A 15,808-nucleotide genomic window follows, 5' to 3' on the forward strand; every position below is an offset into this window, starting at 1 on the left:
CATGGGTGAGACGGCAGGCTCGGGCACGGTCCTGGTCGTGGACGACGACGCCGCGATCCGCCGCTCCCTGGAGCGCGGACTGAGACTGAACGGCTTCGCGGTGCGGACCGCGGCCGACGGCGCCGAAGCGCTCGATCTGATCGAGGGTGCCGCGCCGGACGTCCTCGTGCTGGACGTGTCGATGCCGGGGATGAGCGGGATCGAGCTGTGCGCGCGGCTCCGGGGCGCGGGCAGCGACCTGCCGGTGCTCATGCTCTCCGCGCTCGACGAGACCGCCGACCGTATCGCCGGGCTGCAGGCGGGCGGCGACGACTACCTGGTCAAGCCCTTCGCCCTGCAGGAACTGGTGCTTCGGCTGCACGCCCTGCTGCGCCGCCGGCCCCCGGCCGACCGGGAGGTGCTGCGGGTCGCGGGCCTGGTGATCGATCCGGCGGCCCGTACCGCCGAACTGGACGGCCGCCCGCTGGAGCTGACCCGCCGCGAGTTCGAACTGCTCGAGGTGCTCGCCCGCAACGCGGGCCTGGTGCTCACCCGTGACCAGCTGCTGGAGCGGGTGTGGGGCTACGACTTCGACGTGCGCACCGACGCCGTCGACACCTTCGTCAGCTATCTGCGGCGCAAGCTGGAGGCGGACGGGAGCGGCCGGCTGGTCCACACGGTCCGCGGGGTCGGTTTCGTGCTCCGGGAAGCGCGGGGCGCCCGGTGAGACTCTCCACCCGCGTCGGCCTCGCCGTCGGCTGCACCGTGCCGCTGCTGGTCCTGGCCTCCGGCTGGCTGCTGCTGCACCTGGTCGCCCGCGACCTGCACCGCGCCGAGGACCAGCACCTCAGACAGCGGGCCACGGCCCTCGCCCCGGACGCCCGGTCCCTGCTGCGGGCCTCGGCGAACGGCCGCCCCAGGGCCGCCGACACCAGGGAACGGCAGTTGTTCAGCGCCGCCCTCGACGTGGGCGTACGGGTCGTCGGACCGGACGCCGTCTTCAGCGGTGGGCCCCAGCCCGGCCGCTCGGTGCCCCTGCCCGCCCCCACCACCGGACCGGTCACCGTCCGCGACGGCGCCCGGAGCTGGCGCGCCCTGGCCCGGCCGGCACGGGGCGGCAGCGCCTCCGGCACGCTGTGGGTCTTCGCGCCCGACACCGCCGACCGCGCCCAACTCGGGCTAGTCCGGCGCCGGGTGCTGCTCACGGCGCTGCTCGCCGCGCCCCTGTCCGGCCTGCTCGCCTTTGGTCTGGCCGCCGGTGCGAGTGCCCCGCTGCGCCGGCTGACCCGCCGTACCGCGGGCCTCGACCCGCGCGCCAGCAGTGCCCGGCTCGACCACCGGCGCACCGGGGTGACGGAGGTCGACGAGCTGGCGGCGACCGTGCGGACCGTCCTCGCCCGGTACGACGAACAGGCCGCCCGCACCGCCGAGGCCCTGGAGACCGCCCGCTCCTTCTCCTCGGCAGCCGCGCACGAACTGCGCACCCCGCTGATGAGCATGGGCACCAATCTCGACATCCTCGCCGGTCATCCCGGCCTGCCCGATCCGGACCGCGCCGAGGTCGTCACCGATCTGCGGTGCGAACACGCCCGGCTGCTGAACCTGTTGGTGATGCTGCGCGAACTGGGGCGCGGCGACCTGGTGGAGGCGGAGGCCCTGCGGACCGTCGACCTGTCCGACGTGGCCGAAGCGGCCGTCGCCGAGGCCCGCCGCGGCGCACCGGACGCCGACGTCGGGCTGGACGCCGCACCCGGGCTCACCGTGCACGGCTGGGAGCCCGGTCTGCGGATGCTGCTGGACAACCTGATCGGCAACGCGCTCGCCCACGGCCGCGACGGCCGGGGCCTGGCCCGGGTGCGGGTGGGGGTGCGCGGCCGGCCGGGCCAGGTGCTGATCACGGTCGACGACCGCGGGCCCGGTGTGCCCCACGACGCCCGCGAGCGCGTGTTCGAGCGGTTCCGGCGCGGCCCGGACAGCACGGGCTCCGGACTCGGCCTCACCCTCGTCGCCCAGCAGGCGGCGCTGCACCGGGGCAGCGCCGCCGTGCTCGACGGGCCGGACGGCGTGGGAGCCCGCTTCGAGGTACGGCTGCCCTCGGACGACGGCGGGCCGCCCGGCCGGCGGAACTGGCTGATCGGCACGGCCGGGGCGAACCGGTCACAGAGTTTCCCCAAAGAGCTTCCCTAGCCTCCGTCGCGACGGACGGTCGGCCTTGGCCGTCGGGAAGTGAACGGAGAGGCAGATGTACGGACGACGACACACGAGGACCCTGCTCGCGGGACTCGCCGCGACGGCCGTCCTGGCGGGTACGGCGGGGACGGCGGCCGCGGACGCCGGCACACCCCCGGCCGCGCCGGCCGGGGACGGGGCGAAGGCGCTGTGCAAGCGGGTGCCGAAGGTCGACCGGCGGATCGAGCGGGCCCTGAAGCGACTGGACGCCGGGGCGGGCACCCGCGGCTCGGTGGCCCGGTTGCAGAAGCGCGTGGACAACGCGAGGAAGGCGGGGCACACCGAGATCGCCACCTACCTGCAGAACCGGCTGACCTCCCGCAAGTCCCTGCGCACCGATCTGCAGCAGCGGCAGAAGGACCTGACCGCCGTCAGGACGTGGTGCAAGGACGACGACGGCGGGAAGGCGGCGAGCTGATGCGGGTCCGGCGGCCGGTGCCCGCGCTCGCGACGGCCGCCGTCCTCGCGGCCCTCGTCACGGGCTGCGCCGACCAGGACGGCGTCTCCGCGCCCCCGGCATCCGGCGCCTCGACGGCTCCTTCCGGCACGCCCTCGGGATACGCGGACATGAAGAAGAAGGTCGACGCCGCCGAGTCCGCGGCGGCCGCCGCCGACCGGGACGCGACCGACGCGGCGGACCGCTGAGGCGGCGGACCGCCGGCGCGGGCGGGGAAGCGCGCTCAGCGGTCCCCGCCCGGCACCCACAGCACGTCCCCGGTCTCCTTGTTCGCGCTGCGGGCCAGGATGAACAGCAGGTCGGAGAGCCGGTTGAGGTAGGTCGCGGTCAGCTCGTTCATCGTCTCGCCGTGCGCCTCCAGCGCCGCCCAGGTGGAGCGCTCGGCACGGCGTACGACCGTGCAGGCCTGGTGCAGCAGGGCGGCGCCCGGGGTACCGGCGGGGAGGATGAAGGAGCGCAGCTTCTCCAGCCGCTCGTTGAAGCGGTCGCAGTCCGCCTCCAGCTTGTCGATGTAGAACTGCTCGACCCTGAGCGGCGGGAACTCCGGGTTCTCCACCACCGGCGTCGACAGGTCGGCGCCCACGTCGAACAGGTCGTTCTGGACACGGGTGAGCACCTGGACGACCTCAGGCTCCAGGTCGCCCAGCGCGATCGCGGTGCCGATGACCGCGTTCGCCTCGTTGGCGTCCGCGTAGGCGGAGATCCTCAGGTCCGTCTTGGGCACCCGGCTCATGTCGCCGAGGTTGGTGGTGCCCTTGTCGCCGGTCCTGGTGTAGATGCGCGTCAGATTGACCATGTGCCCAGCGTAGTTACGCGCCGGCGGTCCGGAAGACGCGTGTGCCCACCGTCACGGCGAGTGCCGCGAAACCGACGGCGACGAGGACGCCGTAGAGCATGTGCGCGCTCGTGTACTGCCCGACGTAGGCGTCGCGCACCGCGTCCACCAGATAGCGGAACGGCACGAAGTGCGAGAGCACGTCCAGCCAGCCCGGGGCGAGCGACATCGGCAGCATCAGGCCGGACAGCAGCATCGAGGGCATCGACACCGCGTTGATCAACGGGCCGAACTCCTGCGGGGTGCGGACCTTCATCCCCAGCGCGTACGACAGCGCGGCCAGCGAGAGCGTCAGCAGGGCGACGAAGCCGAAGCCGATCAGGATGCCGGCGAGCGGCGCGCGCAGCCCCATCACCAGCGCGGCCAGCACCAGCAGCACCGCCTGGAAGACGAAGACCGTGGCATCGCGCAGCACCCGGCCCAGCAGCAGGGCGAGCCGGCTGACCGGCGTCACCCGCATCCGCTCCACCACCCCCTGCCCGTTCTCGAGGATGACCGCGAAGCCGGCGAACAGCGCCCCGAACAGGCCGAGTTGGAGCAACAGTCCGGGGACGAGCACCTGCCACGAACTGCCCCCGCCGCCCAGCGGCAGACGCGTGAGCAGCGGGCCGAAGAAGAGCAGGTACAGCAGGGGCGTCAGCACCCCGAAGAGCAGGGCGAAGCGGGAGCGCAGGGACTGGCGCGCGTAACGGCCGTAGACGAGAGCCGTGTCGTGGAGAAGCATGTCCGGGGGTCCTGTACGGGTCGGGGCCGTCATACGGCCACGGGTGCGGTGCCGGCCGCCGGTGCGGGGCCACGGCCGGTGACGGCGAGGAAGGTGTCCTGCAGGGTGGCGTCGATCGAACCGCCGTACGTCAGCTTGAGCGCGCTCGGCGTGCCCTCGGCGACGACCGTGCCGCGGTCGACGATCACCAGCCGGTCGGCGAGGGCGTCGGCCTCGTCGAGGTAGTGGGTGGTCAGGAAGACGGTGGTGCCGTGCGTGTCGCGCAGCCGGCGGACCAGGTCCCACAGGTCGGCGCGGCTGCCGGGGTCCAGGCCGGTCGTCGGCTCGTCCAGGAAGAGCACCTTCGGCCGGTGGGTGAGCGCCATGGCGATGTCGAGACGTCGCCGCTGACCTCCCGAGAGCGCGCCGGTCCGCCGGTCCAGGAGTCCGGTCAGCTCCAGCTCCCGGGCGAGTTCCACGGCGCGCTCGGCCGCCTCGGTCTTCGGCAGGCGGTACATCCGGCCCTGGGTGACCAGCTCCTCCCGCACGGTGATCCGCGGATCGACTCCGCCGGACTGGGCGACGTAGCCACTCACCCGGCGCACCCCGGCCGGATCGGCCGCCAGGTCGTGCCCGGCCACGGTGGCCGCGCCGCCGGTGGGTTTCAGCAAGGTGGTGAGCATCCGCAGGGTGGTCGTCTTGCCGGCGCCGTTGGGTCCGAGGAAGCCGAGGATCTCGCCCTCCCGGACGGCGAGGTCCACACAGCGCACGGCCGTCACGGGCCCGGTCCTGGTCTGGAAGGTGCGGGCGAGACCCGCCGCACTGATGACTGCTGCCATGCCCTCAGGAAAACAGAGACACTTAATTTTTGCAATGACCCCAACTTTTCAGAAGGTCCAGCGAAGCTAGGATGCGAGGCATGGCAGAGGGACTCAGGGAGCGCAAGAAGCGGCAGACCCGGCAGTACATCTCGGATGTCGCCACGGGGCTGTTCCTGGAGCGCGGCTTCGACGCGGTGACCGTCGCGGAGATCGCCGAGGCCGCCGACGTCTCCGTCAACACCGTCTACAACTACTTCCCGGCCAAGGAGGATCTCTTCCTCGACCGCGCGGCCGGGATGACCGACCGGCTCGCGCGCTGGGTCCGCGGCCGGCGCGAGGGCGAGTCGGCCGCGGACGCGGTCCTGCGCGAGCTGCGCGAGGAGACCGAGGCGGTCTCCCCGCGGATCGGCCTGATGCCCGGCTACGCGGCCTTCATGAAGGTCATCGAGGAGGCGCCCGCACTGCGCTCCCGGCTGTGGTCGATCGCCCAGGAGGTACAGGCCAGCCTGGAGCAGGTGCTGCGCGCGGAGACCGGCGCCGCGGACGGTGACGAACTGCCCCACCTGGTGGCGGGTCAGATCGGGTGGGCGCACAGCACGGTCATGGCGGTCATCGGCCGGGAGATGGTCAAGGGCCGCGAACCGGACGAAGTGTCACGAGAAGTACTCGTCCTGCTGGACGACATCGAGAACCTGTTGAGCGAGCGGATCCTCAACTACGCCGTTCGGGGAGCAGACTGAGCGGGACGCGGGACACGCGGCCCCCGCGGCTCGGCCCGCGCCCCGCCCCCGGCCGGTCCGCGCGGCGCCAACCGGGGTGGATCCGGGAGAAATTGACGTTCCGGCCCCGGTGACCGGACTGTGCCGGCCCGGTTGCCCTCGGTGCCGCCGGGTCCGTCATCGGACGTGACGGGTGTCTCACGCCCTGAGACCGTGACACGCGTTACTTACCGCTCACACAGCGCCGCCAGAGCGCTAGGGTCCGCCGGAGAAACAGACTTGGAGAGCGTTCTAGGGAGTCGGAGTGGCACGGAAGCTCGCTGTCATCGGGGCCGGTCTCATGGGGTCCGGGATCGCCCAGGTCGCCGCGCAGGCGGGCTGGGACGTCGTCCTGCGTGACGTCACCGACGAGGCGCTGAGGCGGGGCACCGACGGCATCAAGGCCTCGTACGACAAGTTCGTGGCCAAGGGCAGGCTGGCGGCGGACGACGCCGAGGCCGCCCTGGCCCGCATCACCCCGACCACCGAGCTGGACGCGGCCGCCGACGCCGACATCGTGGTCGAGGCCGTCTTCGAGAAGCTGGAGGTCAAGCACGAGATCTTCCGCGCGCTCGACAAGCTCGTGCGTGAGGACGCCGTGCTCGCCTCCAACACCTCCGCCATCCCGATCACCAAGATCGCGGCGGCCACCGAGCACCCCGAGCGGGTCGTCGGCGTGCACTTCTTCTCGCCGGTGCCGATGATGCAACTCGTCGAGCTGGTCCGCGGCTACAAGACGAGCGACGAAACCCTCGCCACCGCACGGGAGTTCGCCGAGTCCGTCGGCAAGACCTGCATCGTCGTCAACCGGGACGTCGCCGGCTTCGTCACCACCCGGCTCATCTCCGCCCTCGTCGTCGAGGCGACCAAGCTGTACGAGTCGGGCGTCGCGACCGCCGAGGACATCGACCTCGCCTGCAAGCTGGGCTTCGGTCACGCCATGGGCCCGCTCGCCACCGCCGACCTGACCGGCGTGGACATCCTGCTGCACGCCACCGGCAACATCTACACCGAGTCCCAGGACGAGAAGTTCGCCCCGCCGGAGCTGATGCGCCGGATGGTGGACGCCGGTGACATCGGCCGCAAGAGCGGGCAGGGCTTCTACGCGTACTGAGAAGCCTCGGCACGTCGTACCGGGAGCCATCGGTACGACGTACCGAGACCCATCCGTACGCGCATACGCCGGACATTCGGCCCGGGAGGATCACTCTCAGGGGTGAATTCGGTATCGGTTCGCTTACAAGCAGCAACCGCACCGCCACTCACGCAGTCAGACGTTGCACAGCACCGTCACGGAGTACGCCAACCGCACTCAACGGGGAGCGCATATGTACATCAGGGGCGACCACGCCGAGCTGGTCGTCGGGGGCCGCCTCGACGTCCGCAGCGCGGCGGACGCCCGTACGGCCCTGCACTCGGCCGTCGACGACGGAGTCGGTGACCTGGTGCTCGACCTGTCCGAACTGGACTCCTGGGACGCCACCGGCCTCGGGGTGATCATGGGTGCCCACCGGCGGGCCGGCCGCTGCGGTCGCCGTCTGGTGCTGCGCGGCGTACCCCAGCAGATGCAGCGCCTGCTGGTGGCCACCCGGCTGCACCGCATCCTCGCCATCGAGGGCGGCATCGGCGTGGAGTCGCTGCCCCGCGTGTGACGCCCCGAGCGCGTGCGCAGGGGGCGACGGACGGGACCCGGGCACAGCCGTCGAAGCGCACGTCAGGGGCAATCCTCATAAGACCGTGACGTCCCGGACCGCATGGCACCCCACCCTGTCGGAGATACTGGGCGAAGGTTTAGGGTTCGGTCGCCCGCCACCTCGCAACCCTCGACCGAGCGGGCCCGGGCCGGAAGCGTCAGCGCGGTGTGCGGCAAGGCCGGGAGGGGCCGCATCACGGGCACACGACGCTTTTGGGGGGCTTGAACCCATGGACCCGAACACCCCGGGACCCGAGGAGCACGGTCCGGCGTACAGCCGCCGCCCGCCTCGGGAATCCCTCAACCCCGACTTCGTCCCGGGCGCGCCCGCGCTCGCCCGTACGGCGCAGCTCGTCTGCGGCGACCTCCTGCTGACCGTCAACCCGGTCGACGGCAGCGAGATAGAACTCCGCCCACCCCGGGGCACCGCCCGCTCCGGCGAGTCCGGGACCGGGGCGGACCACTCCGGCCGGCCCCGCAGGCGCACCGCCGCCGAACGTGCGGAGGCCGAACGCGCCGCCCGCCCGCCGGTGCCGCCCGGCCCCGCCCTCCCGGCCCACGTCCTGCTGGAGCGCCAGGACGAGCGCGAGCGCCTGGTCCGGCTGCTGGCCCGAGGCCGTTCCGTCCGGCTGACCGGGCCCGGCGGCTCGGGCCGCACCGCCCTCCTCGACCTGGTCGCCGAGGACTGCCGGGACCTCGCCCCCGACGGCGTCGTCCGCCTGAACGGCTTCCACCGCACGTCCGGTGAGGTCCTCGACGACCTCTTCCACGCCGTGTACGACGCCCCCGGCCACCGCCCGGAACGGGACGAACTCCTCGCGTCGCTGCGGGAGATCGGTGCGGTCGTCGTCCTGGACGACGCCGAGTTCGGCGGTACCGCCCTGGACGAGCTGCTCGACGCCACCCCCGAGTGCGCGTTCCTGATCGGCGCCACGCCGGACGTGCCCGCGCCCTCCGCCGAGTCGGAGATCGAGGAGGTGTTCCTCGGAGGCCTCGACCGCGCCGCCGGCGTGGAGATCCTGGAGCGCACCATCGGCCGGGTCCTCACCGAGGACGAGGCCAACTGGGCCGGCGACCTCTGGTTCGAGTCCGAGGGGCTGCCGCTGCGATTCGTCCAGGCCGGCGCCCTGCTCCGGCAGCGCGAGGAACTGCGGGCCAGCACCGGCGCGGTGGACGAGTACGGCGTCTTCGAGGACGTACGCCCGCCGGCCGACCTGCCCGTGGAGCCGGCGGCGGACGCCCCGCTGCCCGCCCTCGGCGAGGCGGCGGCCCCCGCGCCGCTACTCGCCTCGCGGCTCAGTGCCTCGGCCCGCGCCGCCCTGAGGTTCGCGGTCGCGCTCGGTGGTGAGGTGCCGCACCAGGCACACCTGCCGGCCCTGGTCGGCGACACGCACGCGGACGCCGCCCTCGGTGAGCTGGCGGAATGCGGGCTGGTCTCCCCGGTCGGCTCCCGCTACCGCCTCGCCGCGGGCGTACGGACCCAGCTCGAAGCCGCCGGATTCGCCGACGACGCACCCGCCCACGTCCTCATCGCCGCGCAGCACTACGCCTGGTGGGCCGGTCATCCCTCGGTCACCCCCGAGCGGGTGTGCGCGGAGGCCGACGCGGTCCTGGCCGCGCTCACCGCCGTCGTGCCGCAGACGTCCCCGCCCACCGCCGGCGAGGAGGCCTGCGCGGTACGGCTGGCCCGGACGGCCGCGCCCGCGTTCGCCGCCGGGCTCCACTGGAGCGCCTGGGAGCGGGCCCTGCGCGCCGGCTCCCAGGCAGCCCGGCCGGCCGGCGAGGTGTCCGAACAAGCCTATTTTCACCACGAGTTGGGAGTGCTCGCGCTCTGCCGCGGGCAACTCGACCGGGCGCGCGCGGAGCTGGAGGCCTCCATCGGGCTGCGCGGGGCGCTCGCCGACAAGCGGGGCACCGTGGCCGGCCGCCGGGCGCTGGCGCTGGTCGCCGACCGCTCGGGTGAGGTGACCCGGACGGTGGTCACGGCGGCGGGGGAGGAGGCGCCGGAGACGCGGCCCGAGGAGCCGCTGCCGCCGAACGGCTCCGCCGCCGGCCCCCTGGCCACCCACCGGCCCCCGGCCGCCAGGCCGTACGGCGGCCTGCGCCGCCTGGCGCGCCGCAATCTGGTGGCGGCCGGCTCGGGCGCGCTGCTCGTCGCCGTGCTCGGCACGGTCGTCACCCTCGGCATGACCTCCCAGGAGAACGCGGGGAAGGACCCGGCCGGCAAGGCCGACGTCAACCCGTCGGCGACCCAGGACCTGGACGACGGCGGCCTGGGCTCGGACCCCAAGGACGGCGGCGGCAGCGCTGGCACCGGCTCGGGCTCCGGCACGGGCACGGCTACGGCCACCGCCCGGCCCACGGCGCCCGGCCCCGACGGCACCTACGGCACGGCCGACGATCCGGCGCCGCCGGTCCCCGCCGGGCCCTCCTCCGGACCCGGGTGGACGAAGGGGCCGCAGACCGGGAGCGCGTCCCCTAAGCCGTCCGGGCCGCGCACCACGACGCCGGGTTCGCCGCCCCCGACGAAGCAGACCCCGTCGGACACGCCGTCCTCACCCCCGCCGCCCTCCGGCACGCCTTCGCAGTCCCCGCCCCCGACGGGCTCGTCCACACCGTCCACCACGGACACCGCAAGCCGCCCGCTGCCCTCCGGCACCGAAGCCGGCACGAGAACACCGGCCGGCTCCGACCCGGTGCTGTGACCCAGAGGGCCGACGGCTCGTCCCCGCGCGACACCGCGGCTCACCGCCGTTCGGCGTGAGCGGCGTCGCGACGGGGAACCGTGCGGTGGTGGGCCGGGCGGTGGGGCTTGCCGTGCGGGGGATCAGAAGAGGCGGAGTTTGTCGTCCTCGATGCCCCGGAGGGCGTTGTAGTCGAGGAGCTGGCAGTTGATGCCGCGGTCGGTGGCGAGGACGCGGGCCTGCGGCTTGATCTCCTGCGCGGCGAACACACCGCGGACCGGCGCGAGATGCGGGTCGCGGTTCAACAGCTCCAGGTAACGCGTGAGTTGCTCCACGCCGTCGATCTCGCCCCGGCGCTTGATCTCCACCGCGACCGTCCCGCCGTCGGCGTCCCGGCAGAGGATGTCCACGGGGCCGATCGCGGTCATGTACTCGCGGCGGATCAGCGTGTAGCCGTCGCCGAGCGTCTCGATGCGGTCGGCGAGCAGTTCCTGGAGGTGCGCTTCCACGCCGTCCTTGATCAGGCCGGGATCCACGCCCAGTTCGTGCGAGGAGTCGTGGAGGATCTCCTCCATCGTGATGATCAGTTTCTCGCCCGCCTTGTTGACGACGGTCCACACACCCTCGTCCTCGCCCGCGCCCTCCTTCAGCGTGCAGGGCGGCGACATCCAGTTGAGGGGCTTGTAGGCCCGGTCGTCGGCGTGGATGGAGACGCTGCCGTCCGCCTTGACCAGGATCAGGCGGGGCGCCGAGGGCAGGTGGGCGGTGAGCCGGCCGGCGTAGTCGACCGAGCATCGGGCAATGACGAGACGCATGGTCGGCAACGCTACTCGACGCCCGTCGGTGCGCGCGATCCGCCCGTCCCGCTCTCCGGTGATCGCCCCATTTGTCCCTGGAAACTCTTGTTCATCCCTGGCCGATTGTGGGCGTAACGGGACCGTTCCATATACGCATTCTGCTGGTGTGGTCACCGACCGTTGCCTACCGTAGTGAACTGGAGGTCGCGACGCCTGTACTCAGAGTGTTCGAAATCGCGAACTTCCCTTATCTGTCCGGCAACCCCTGCTGTTCGGGGGTGCGAGAGGAGAACCCATGTCGCTCGACGTCTCACCGGCCCTACTCGAACAGGCCGAGCGAGGCGAGGTCGACGAAGCAGCATTCGTCGACTGCGTCCGGACCTCCCTGCCCTACGCGTGGGAGATGATCAGCTCCCTGGTGGCCCAGCTGAAGGTGGACGGCGGTCCCTTCGCCGACAACCAGACGCCCCCGCCGGACGAGCAGGCACGCGGTCAGCTGCTGCGTGCGCTCGCGAGTGACGCCATACGCGGCGCGCTGCAGCGGCACTTCGGGGTGCGGCTGGCCTTCCAGAACTGCCACCGCGTGGCGGTGTTCCCGCTGGACGACTCGGTGGACGAGACGCTGGCCCGCTTCACGTCGGCGCGCAACCAGTTGCTGAACCAGTCGCCGGAGCTTCGGGACTGCTGACGCGCGGCTTCGGTACGGCCGAGGCATCCAGCCGTCTGCTTGCCGCTCCACCCGCGGGAGGTGCATCCGGTACCGGGGCGGCAAGCCCCCCAGGTGGCTTGCGCGCGGCGCTCGTGAGGGGCGGGGACGCGTCAGCGCAGTCGGGGCAGCACCTCGGCGCCGAGGCGCCGGAGGTTCTCCTCCGTGGCGGCGAGGTCGCCGGAGCCTTCCGTGAGGAGGGCGAAGCGGGTGATGCCGGTGCGCTCCGAGGTCGCCGCGAGCCGGTCGGCGGCGAGTCGCGCCGTGCCCACCGGGTGCAGTCCGCAGAGCAGTTCGGTGTAGGCGTGCGGGTCGCGCATCGCGCGCGCCCGCCCGTCCACCGTCACATGGGCGTCGAGACCCTGCTTCAGCCAGCCCGGCATCGTCTTCAGCAGCGTCTCCACGGCGTCCGTGCGCCGGTCGGCGATCTGGCAGACCCCGGCCGACACGTGGGCGGCACCCGCGATCTCCCCGGCCGGCCGGCCCGCGGCGCGGGCCCAGCGCCGCCACGAGGCGACCATCTCGGCCTTCTCCTCGTCCCCGACGTGCATCCCGAGCAGCATGGGCAGGCCGCGCTCGGCGGCCAGCCGCACGCTCGCCGGCGAGGTGCACGCGATCACGACCTCGGGCCCGGGCGCGTCCGTCAGTGCCTCCGCGGGGCGGGGTACGACCGGCACCTCGCGGAAGGAGAACCGCTCGCCGGAGGCCGCCACGGACGGTTCGCGCAGCCAGCGCAGCAGCAGATCGAGTGATTCGGGGAATCCCTGTTCGTACGCCCCGAGGCCTGTGCCGAAGACCTCCAGATCCACCCAGGGCCCACCGCGGCCCACCCCTAGACTGAACCGGCCGCCGCTCGTCACGTGGAGCAGCGCGGCCTGCTCGCCGAGGGCGACCGGATGCGCGGTGGGCAGCACGCTGACCGCCGTGCCGACACGGATGCGGCGGGTACGGCCGAGCAGCAGGGCGGCCAGGGTGACCGCCGACGGACAGGTGCCGTAGGGCACGAAATGGTGCTCGGCCAGCCAGACGGCGTCCAGCCCCGCCTCCTCGGCGACCTCCGCCGAGCGGACCGCCCGGTGCAGCGGCTCCCCCTGTCCCTGTCCCGGGAACTGGGCCGCCAGCACAAAACTTCCTACGCGCATCGCTCTTCCCGCTTCCTTGGCTCCGGCTCGGAGCTCCCCCACCCGGCATAACCGTCTGACACGTGCCGAGGACACGGCCTCGCGGAGAGATTTACGGATTGTCTGCGGAATGGGTCGCCCAGGAGGGGGACTTGTACGGTTTGCCGCTCTACGCGTACCCCTCTCGGCGGCGCGTAGGCTGGATGCAGCCCGTGCTTCCTGTATAGCCCCGAGAGGTGTCCCGTGTCCCCGCGTCGCAACCGACCGAAGGCAGCCGGAACGTCGGGCCGGAGCGCCGAGGACGACCGCACCGGCCGGTACGGCGGCTGGCAGTCCTCGGAGAGCTGGCTGGGCGAGGCGTGGAGCGTGCGCCATGTCGCGGGGGCCAGCGCCGAGGGCAAGACCTACCGCTGCCCCGGTTGCGACCAGATGATCCCGTCCGGCGTCCCGCACGTGGTGGCCTGGCCGGAGCACTCGGGCGTCGACGACCGCCGGCACTGGCACAAGGCGTGCTGGAACGCGAAGGACCGCCGCACCACGCGGGTGCAGCGGTCCCGTAACGCGCCGAGGTTCTGAGCGGCCGCGCTCCCCGGCGCAGGAGCGCGGCCGCCGCGGCCGGGAGTCCGGGTCACACGTCCCGGCTCTGCAGCAGCGCGTAGGCCCCGGCGTAGGCCGCCGCCGTCACGCCCAGCATGATCCACAGCGGGTCCCAGCCCGACGGGCCGGAGCTGCTCAGGGAGTTGTCGTAGAAGACGCTCAGCTGGCTCGGGATCGAGTACTCGAACAGCCACTCGCGCAGCTTCTGGAGCGACTCGGTGGCCATGAACAGCGCGAGCACCAGCGGCGCCAGCAGCACGCCGATCATGATGGTGACGGCGCCCGCGGAGTGCCGGATGACCGAGCCGATGAGCAGCGAGAACAGGCCGAGCAGCGCGATGTAGAGGCTGATGCCCAGGGTGGCCTTGAGCCAGTCGCCGCCGGTGGGGGTGCGCGCGCCGGTGCCGCTCAGCATGGACGCGTGGACCATGGCCACGAAGCCGGACGTCACCAGGGTGACGACGAAGGCGAGGGTGAAGAACACGGTCGCCTTCGCGGCGAGCACCCGGGCCCTGCTGGGGCACGCGGTCATGGTCGTCCGGATCATGCCGGTGCCGTACTCCGACGCCGTGGTCAGCACGCCGAGGGTGATGATGCAGATGCTGCCGAGCAGCAGTCCGAAGAACCCGAACGACAGCGGGTTCTCGCCGCTCAGGCTCCCGGAGTCGGAGTTGGCCTCGACCAGCGAGCCGGACAGCAGCCCGATGCCGAGGACGAGCACGACGAACACGCCGAGCGTCCACATCGTGGAGCGCACCGACCTGATCTTCGTCCACTCGGACGCCAGCGCGTGCCCGAGGTGGGTGCGCACGACCGGGATGGGCGAGGTGTAGCCGGGGTACGCGCCGCCGGGCGCTGCCTGCCAGTCGGGCGCGGCTGCCGGGGCCTGCGGCATCGGGGGCTGGTGGGTGCTCATCGGGCGTCCTCGGGCTGGGTGGTGTCGGCGGGGGCGGGCGCGGCGGCCGGGGCGGCGGCGGGCGCCGGGGGAGTGGCGGGCGCCTGCTGGGCGGCGGGCGCGGCCGGGGTGCCCGGGGCGGCGGCCGCCGGCCGGCCCTGCGCGGGCTGCGCAACCGGCTGGGCCGGCGGGACCGAGGCGGCCTGGGCGGGCTGCGGGGCCGGGGCGGGCTGCTGGACCTGCGCGACCGGAGCGGGCTGCTGGGCCTGCGCGACCGGAGCGGCCTGCGGGGCCTGGGCGGGCTGCTGGGCGTACGGGTTGGGGGCCGGGGCGCCGGGAGTGCCGTACGGAGCCGCCGGGGCGCCGCCGTACAGGCCCGGGGACGCGGCCGGCATCGCGAAGGGCTGCCCGCCCTGCTGGGGCGGCGGCGGGGCGTACCAGCCGGGCTGGCCCTGGCCGGGCACCGGCATGGGCGGCTGCGCGCCGGGCGGCACCGGCTGCTGCAGGCCCGCCTTCAGGTCGACGGTCGAGCGGTAGTCGACGGCGGCCTGCGTCATCCGCATGTACGCCTCCTCCAGCGAGGCCTGGTGCGGCGACAGCTCCCAGAGCCGGACGCCCGTCTCGTGGGCGAGATCGCTGATCCGGGGCAGCGGCAGCCCGGTCACCCGGAGCGCGCCGTCCTGCTCCGGCAGGACATGGCCACCGGCCTCGGTGAGCGAGGAGGACAGCTTCTCGCGCAGCTGCGGCTCGCTGTCCGGGGTGCGCACGCGCGCGAAGTCGGCGGAGTTGGCCGAGATGAAGTCCGTCACGCTCATGTCCGCGAGCAGCTGCCCGCGCCCGATGACGATCAGGTGGTCGGCGGTCAGCGCCATCTCGCTCATCAGGTGCGAGGAGACGAAGACCGTACGGCCCTCGGCCGCCAGAGCCTTCATCAGGTTGCGGACCCAGAGGATGCCCTCGGGGTCGAGGCCGTTGACCGGCTCGTCGAACAGCAGCACCTGCGGGTCGCCGAGCAGCGCGGCGGCGATGCCGAGGCGCTGGCCCATGCCGAGCGAGAAGCCCTTGGAGCGCTTCTTGGCCACGTCCTGGAGGCCGACGACACCGAGCACCTCGTCGACGCGGCGGGCAGGGATGCCCGACAGCTGGGCCAGGCTCAGCAGATGACTGCGGGCGCTGCGGCCCCCGTGCACGGCCTTGGCGTCGAGCAGCGCCCCGACCTGGCGGGGGGCGTTGGGCAGCTTGCGGTACGGGTGGCCGGCGATGGTCACCGCGCCGGACGTGGGATTGTCCAGCCCGAGGATCATCCGCATCGTCGTCGACTTCCCCGAGCCGTTCGGCCCGAGGAAGCCGGTGACGGCGCCCGGCCGCACCTGGAAGGAAAGGTTGTGCACGGCGGTCTTGTCGCCGTAGCGCTTGGTCAGGCCGACAGCCTCGATCATGCTCCGCACCCATCGAAAGGTTCAGGACAGCGGGGCACACGCCCCCGTAAGGGTTAGGAGGATATCGAGGAGCTGACGGTTCCGCCCAAAGGAA

At 73.1% G+C, this 15,808-nt stretch carries 17 protein-coding genes; 10 read left to right on the top strand and 7 right to left on the bottom strand.

From position 1 onward, the window contains the following. The first annotated feature begins 1 nt into the window (after window position 1). Genes ACGFT2_RS14175 through ACGFT2_RS14190 form a run of 4 tightly spaced genes read left to right on the top strand, consistent with a single transcriptional unit; the run spans window position 2 to window position 2,853 of the window. Window positions 2–706: a response regulator transcription factor gene (locus ACGFT2_RS14175; protein WP_393277541.1), complete on the top strand. Its 705-nt coding sequence runs from the start codon at window positions 2–4 to the stop codon at window positions 704–706. Beyond that, window positions 703–2,166, top strand: a complete 1,464-nt coding sequence (locus ACGFT2_RS14180) for an ATP-binding protein (RefSeq protein WP_393277543.1) — start codon at window positions 703–705, stop codon at window positions 2,164–2,166. The genes ACGFT2_RS14175 and ACGFT2_RS14180 overlap by 4 nt, the downstream gene beginning before the upstream one ends. 55 nt (window positions 2,167–2,221) lie before the next feature. Then, a complete protein-coding gene (locus tag ACGFT2_RS14185; protein WP_393277545.1) occupies window positions 2,222–2,626 on the top strand; it encodes a hypothetical protein in 405 nt (134 codons plus the stop codon). Further along, window positions 2,626–2,853: a hypothetical protein gene (locus ACGFT2_RS14190; protein ID WP_393277547.1), complete on the top strand. Its 228-nt coding sequence runs from the start codon at window positions 2,626–2,628 to the stop codon at window positions 2,851–2,853. Before ACGFT2_RS14185 ends, ACGFT2_RS14190 begins: the two co-directional genes overlap by 1 nt. A 35-nt stretch (window positions 2,854–2,888) precedes the next feature. Here ACGFT2_RS14190 and ACGFT2_RS14195 read toward each other — a convergent pair whose 3' ends face one another. From ACGFT2_RS14195 to ACGFT2_RS14205, 3 genes are read right to left on the bottom strand one after another with little or no spacing between them, the layout of a single operon-like run. Then, window positions 2,889–3,461, bottom strand: a complete 573-nt coding sequence (locus ACGFT2_RS14195) for a cob(I)yrinic acid a,c-diamide adenosyltransferase (RefSeq protein ID WP_393277549.1) — start codon at window positions 3,459–3,461, stop codon at window positions 2,889–2,891. 13 nt (window positions 3,462–3,474) lie between these two features. Next, a complete protein-coding gene (locus ACGFT2_RS14200; RefSeq protein ID WP_393277551.1) occupies window positions 3,475–4,224 on the bottom strand; it encodes an ABC transporter permease in 750 nt (249 codons plus the stop codon). A gap of 29 nt (window positions 4,225–4,253) precedes the next feature. Next, window positions 4,254–5,042 carry an ABC transporter ATP-binding protein gene (locus ACGFT2_RS14205; protein ID WP_393277553.1) on the bottom strand — a complete coding sequence of 263 codons (789 nt, stop codon included), beginning with the start codon at window positions 5,040–5,042 and terminating at the stop codon, window positions 4,254–4,256. 80 nt (window positions 5,043–5,122) lie between these two features. Here ACGFT2_RS14205 and ACGFT2_RS14210 point away from each other — a divergent pair, with 80 nt between their 5' ends. From ACGFT2_RS14210 to ACGFT2_RS14225, 4 genes are all read left to right on the top strand, one after another. Continuing rightward, complete coding sequence (locus tag ACGFT2_RS14210) at window positions 5,123–5,764, top strand: TetR/AcrR family transcriptional regulator (protein ID WP_393277555.1); 642 nt, start codon at window positions 5,123–5,125, stop codon at window positions 5,762–5,764. A 283-nt stretch (window positions 5,765–6,047) separates the two neighbouring features. Continuing rightward, window positions 6,048–6,896, top strand: a complete 849-nt coding sequence (locus tag ACGFT2_RS14215) for a 3-hydroxyacyl-CoA dehydrogenase family protein (protein ID WP_393277557.1) — start codon at window positions 6,048–6,050, stop codon at window positions 6,894–6,896. Between the two features lie 214 nt (window positions 6,897–7,110). Further along, window positions 7,111–7,434, top strand: coding sequence for an STAS domain-containing protein (locus tag ACGFT2_RS14220; RefSeq protein WP_393277559.1), 324 nt, complete (start codon window positions 7,111–7,113; stop codon window positions 7,432–7,434). 271 nt (window positions 7,435–7,705) lie between these two features. After that, window positions 7,706–10,180, top strand: coding sequence for an ATP-binding protein (locus tag ACGFT2_RS14225; RefSeq protein ID WP_393277561.1), 2,475 nt, complete (start codon window positions 7,706–7,708; stop codon window positions 10,178–10,180). Between the two features lie 122 nt (window positions 10,181–10,302). On the opposite strand, the gene nucS is transcribed toward ACGFT2_RS14225, so the two are convergent. Beyond that, window positions 10,303–10,974 carry an endonuclease NucS gene (gene nucS / locus ACGFT2_RS14230; RefSeq protein ID WP_393277563.1) on the bottom strand — a complete coding sequence of 224 codons (672 nt, stop codon included), beginning with the start codon at window positions 10,972–10,974 and terminating at the stop codon, window positions 10,303–10,305. A gap of 277 nt (window positions 10,975–11,251) precedes the next feature. Here nucS and ACGFT2_RS14235 point away from each other — a divergent pair, with 277 nt between their 5' ends. Beyond that, window positions 11,252–11,644, top strand: coding sequence for an SCO5389 family protein (locus tag ACGFT2_RS14235; RefSeq protein ID WP_393277565.1), 393 nt, complete (start codon window positions 11,252–11,254; stop codon window positions 11,642–11,644). Window positions 11,645–11,775: 131 nt separating this feature from the next. Here the strand turns inward: ACGFT2_RS14235 and ACGFT2_RS14240 are convergent, their stop codons facing one another. Next, entirely contained in the window at window positions 11,776–12,804 is a 1,029-nt protein-coding gene (locus ACGFT2_RS14240) for an LLM class flavin-dependent oxidoreductase (RefSeq protein ID WP_393277567.1), read from the bottom strand. A gap of 222 nt (window positions 12,805–13,026) precedes the next feature. Here ACGFT2_RS14240 and ACGFT2_RS14245 point away from each other — a divergent pair, with 222 nt between their 5' ends. After that, window positions 13,027–13,359, top strand: a complete 333-nt coding sequence (locus ACGFT2_RS14245) for an ATP/GTP-binding protein (protein ID WP_393277568.1) — start codon at window positions 13,027–13,029, stop codon at window positions 13,357–13,359. A 52-nt stretch (window positions 13,360–13,411) separates the two neighbouring features. Here ACGFT2_RS14245 and ACGFT2_RS14250 read toward each other — a convergent pair whose 3' ends face one another. After that, the gene (locus tag ACGFT2_RS14250) at window positions 13,412–14,296 is read right to left on the bottom strand and encodes an ABC transporter permease (protein WP_393277570.1); all 885 of its coding nucleotides are present in this window, start codon (window positions 14,294–14,296) and stop codon (window positions 13,412–13,414) included. After that, complete coding sequence (locus ACGFT2_RS14255) at window positions 14,293–15,714, bottom strand: ABC transporter ATP-binding protein (RefSeq protein ID WP_393277572.1); 1,422 nt, start codon at window positions 15,712–15,714, stop codon at window positions 14,293–14,295. Before ACGFT2_RS14255 ends, ACGFT2_RS14250 begins: the two co-directional genes overlap by 4 nt. Window positions 15,715–15,808: the final 94 nt, after the last annotated feature.

The organism is Streptomyces sp. NPDC048514 (assembly GCF_043199955.1).
Lineage (GTDB): Bacteria > Actinomycetota > Actinomycetes > Streptomycetales > Streptomycetaceae > Streptomyces.

What these genes read in the sequence shown, in the direction of transcription:
- ACGFT2_RS14235 (WP_393277565.1), top strand. Translation starts at nt 11,252, where the DNA reads ATGTCGCTCGACGTCTCACCGGCCCTACTCGAACAGGCCGAGCGAGGC.
- ACGFT2_RS14200 (WP_393277551.1), bottom strand. Translation starts at nt 4,224, where the DNA reads ATGCTTCTCCACGACACGGCTCTCGTCTACGGCCGTTACGCGCGCCAG.
- ACGFT2_RS14175 (WP_393277541.1), top strand. Translation starts at nt 2, where the DNA reads ATGGGTGAGACGGCAGGCTCGGGCACGGTCCTGGTCGTGGACGACGAC.
- ACGFT2_RS14185 (WP_393277545.1), top strand. Translation starts at nt 2,222, where the DNA reads ATGTACGGACGACGACACACGAGGACCCTGCTCGCGGGACTCGCCGCG.
- ACGFT2_RS14225 (WP_393277561.1), top strand. Translation starts at nt 7,706, where the DNA reads ATGGACCCGAACACCCCGGGACCCGAGGAGCACGGTCCGGCGTACAGC.
- ACGFT2_RS14255 (WP_393277572.1), bottom strand. Translation starts at nt 15,714, where the DNA reads ATGATCGAGGCTGTCGGCCTGACCAAGCGCTACGGCGACAAGACCGCC.
- nucS (WP_393277563.1), bottom strand. Translation starts at nt 10,974, where the DNA reads ATGCGTCTCGTCATTGCCCGATGCTCGGTCGACTACGCCGGCCGGCTC.
- ACGFT2_RS14190 (WP_393277547.1), top strand. Translation starts at nt 2,626, where the DNA reads ATGCGGGTCCGGCGGCCGGTGCCCGCGCTCGCGACGGCCGCCGTCCTC.
- ACGFT2_RS14205 (WP_393277553.1), bottom strand. Translation starts at nt 5,042, where the DNA reads ATGGCAGCAGTCATCAGTGCGGCGGGTCTCGCCCGCACCTTCCAGACC.
- ACGFT2_RS14195 (WP_393277549.1), bottom strand. Translation starts at nt 3,461, where the DNA reads ATGGTCAATCTGACGCGCATCTACACCAGGACCGGCGACAAGGGCACC.
- ACGFT2_RS14250 (WP_393277570.1), bottom strand. Translation starts at nt 14,296, where the DNA reads ATGAGCACCCACCAGCCCCCGATGCCGCAGGCCCCGGCAGCCGCGCCC.
- ACGFT2_RS14210 (WP_393277555.1), top strand. Translation starts at nt 5,123, where the DNA reads ATGGCAGAGGGACTCAGGGAGCGCAAGAAGCGGCAGACCCGGCAGTAC.
- ACGFT2_RS14240 (WP_393277567.1), bottom strand. Translation starts at nt 12,804, where the DNA reads ATGCGCGTAGGAAGTTTTGTGCTGGCGGCCCAGTTCCCGGGACAGGGA.
- ACGFT2_RS14220 (WP_393277559.1), top strand. Translation starts at nt 7,111, where the DNA reads ATGTACATCAGGGGCGACCACGCCGAGCTGGTCGTCGGGGGCCGCCTC.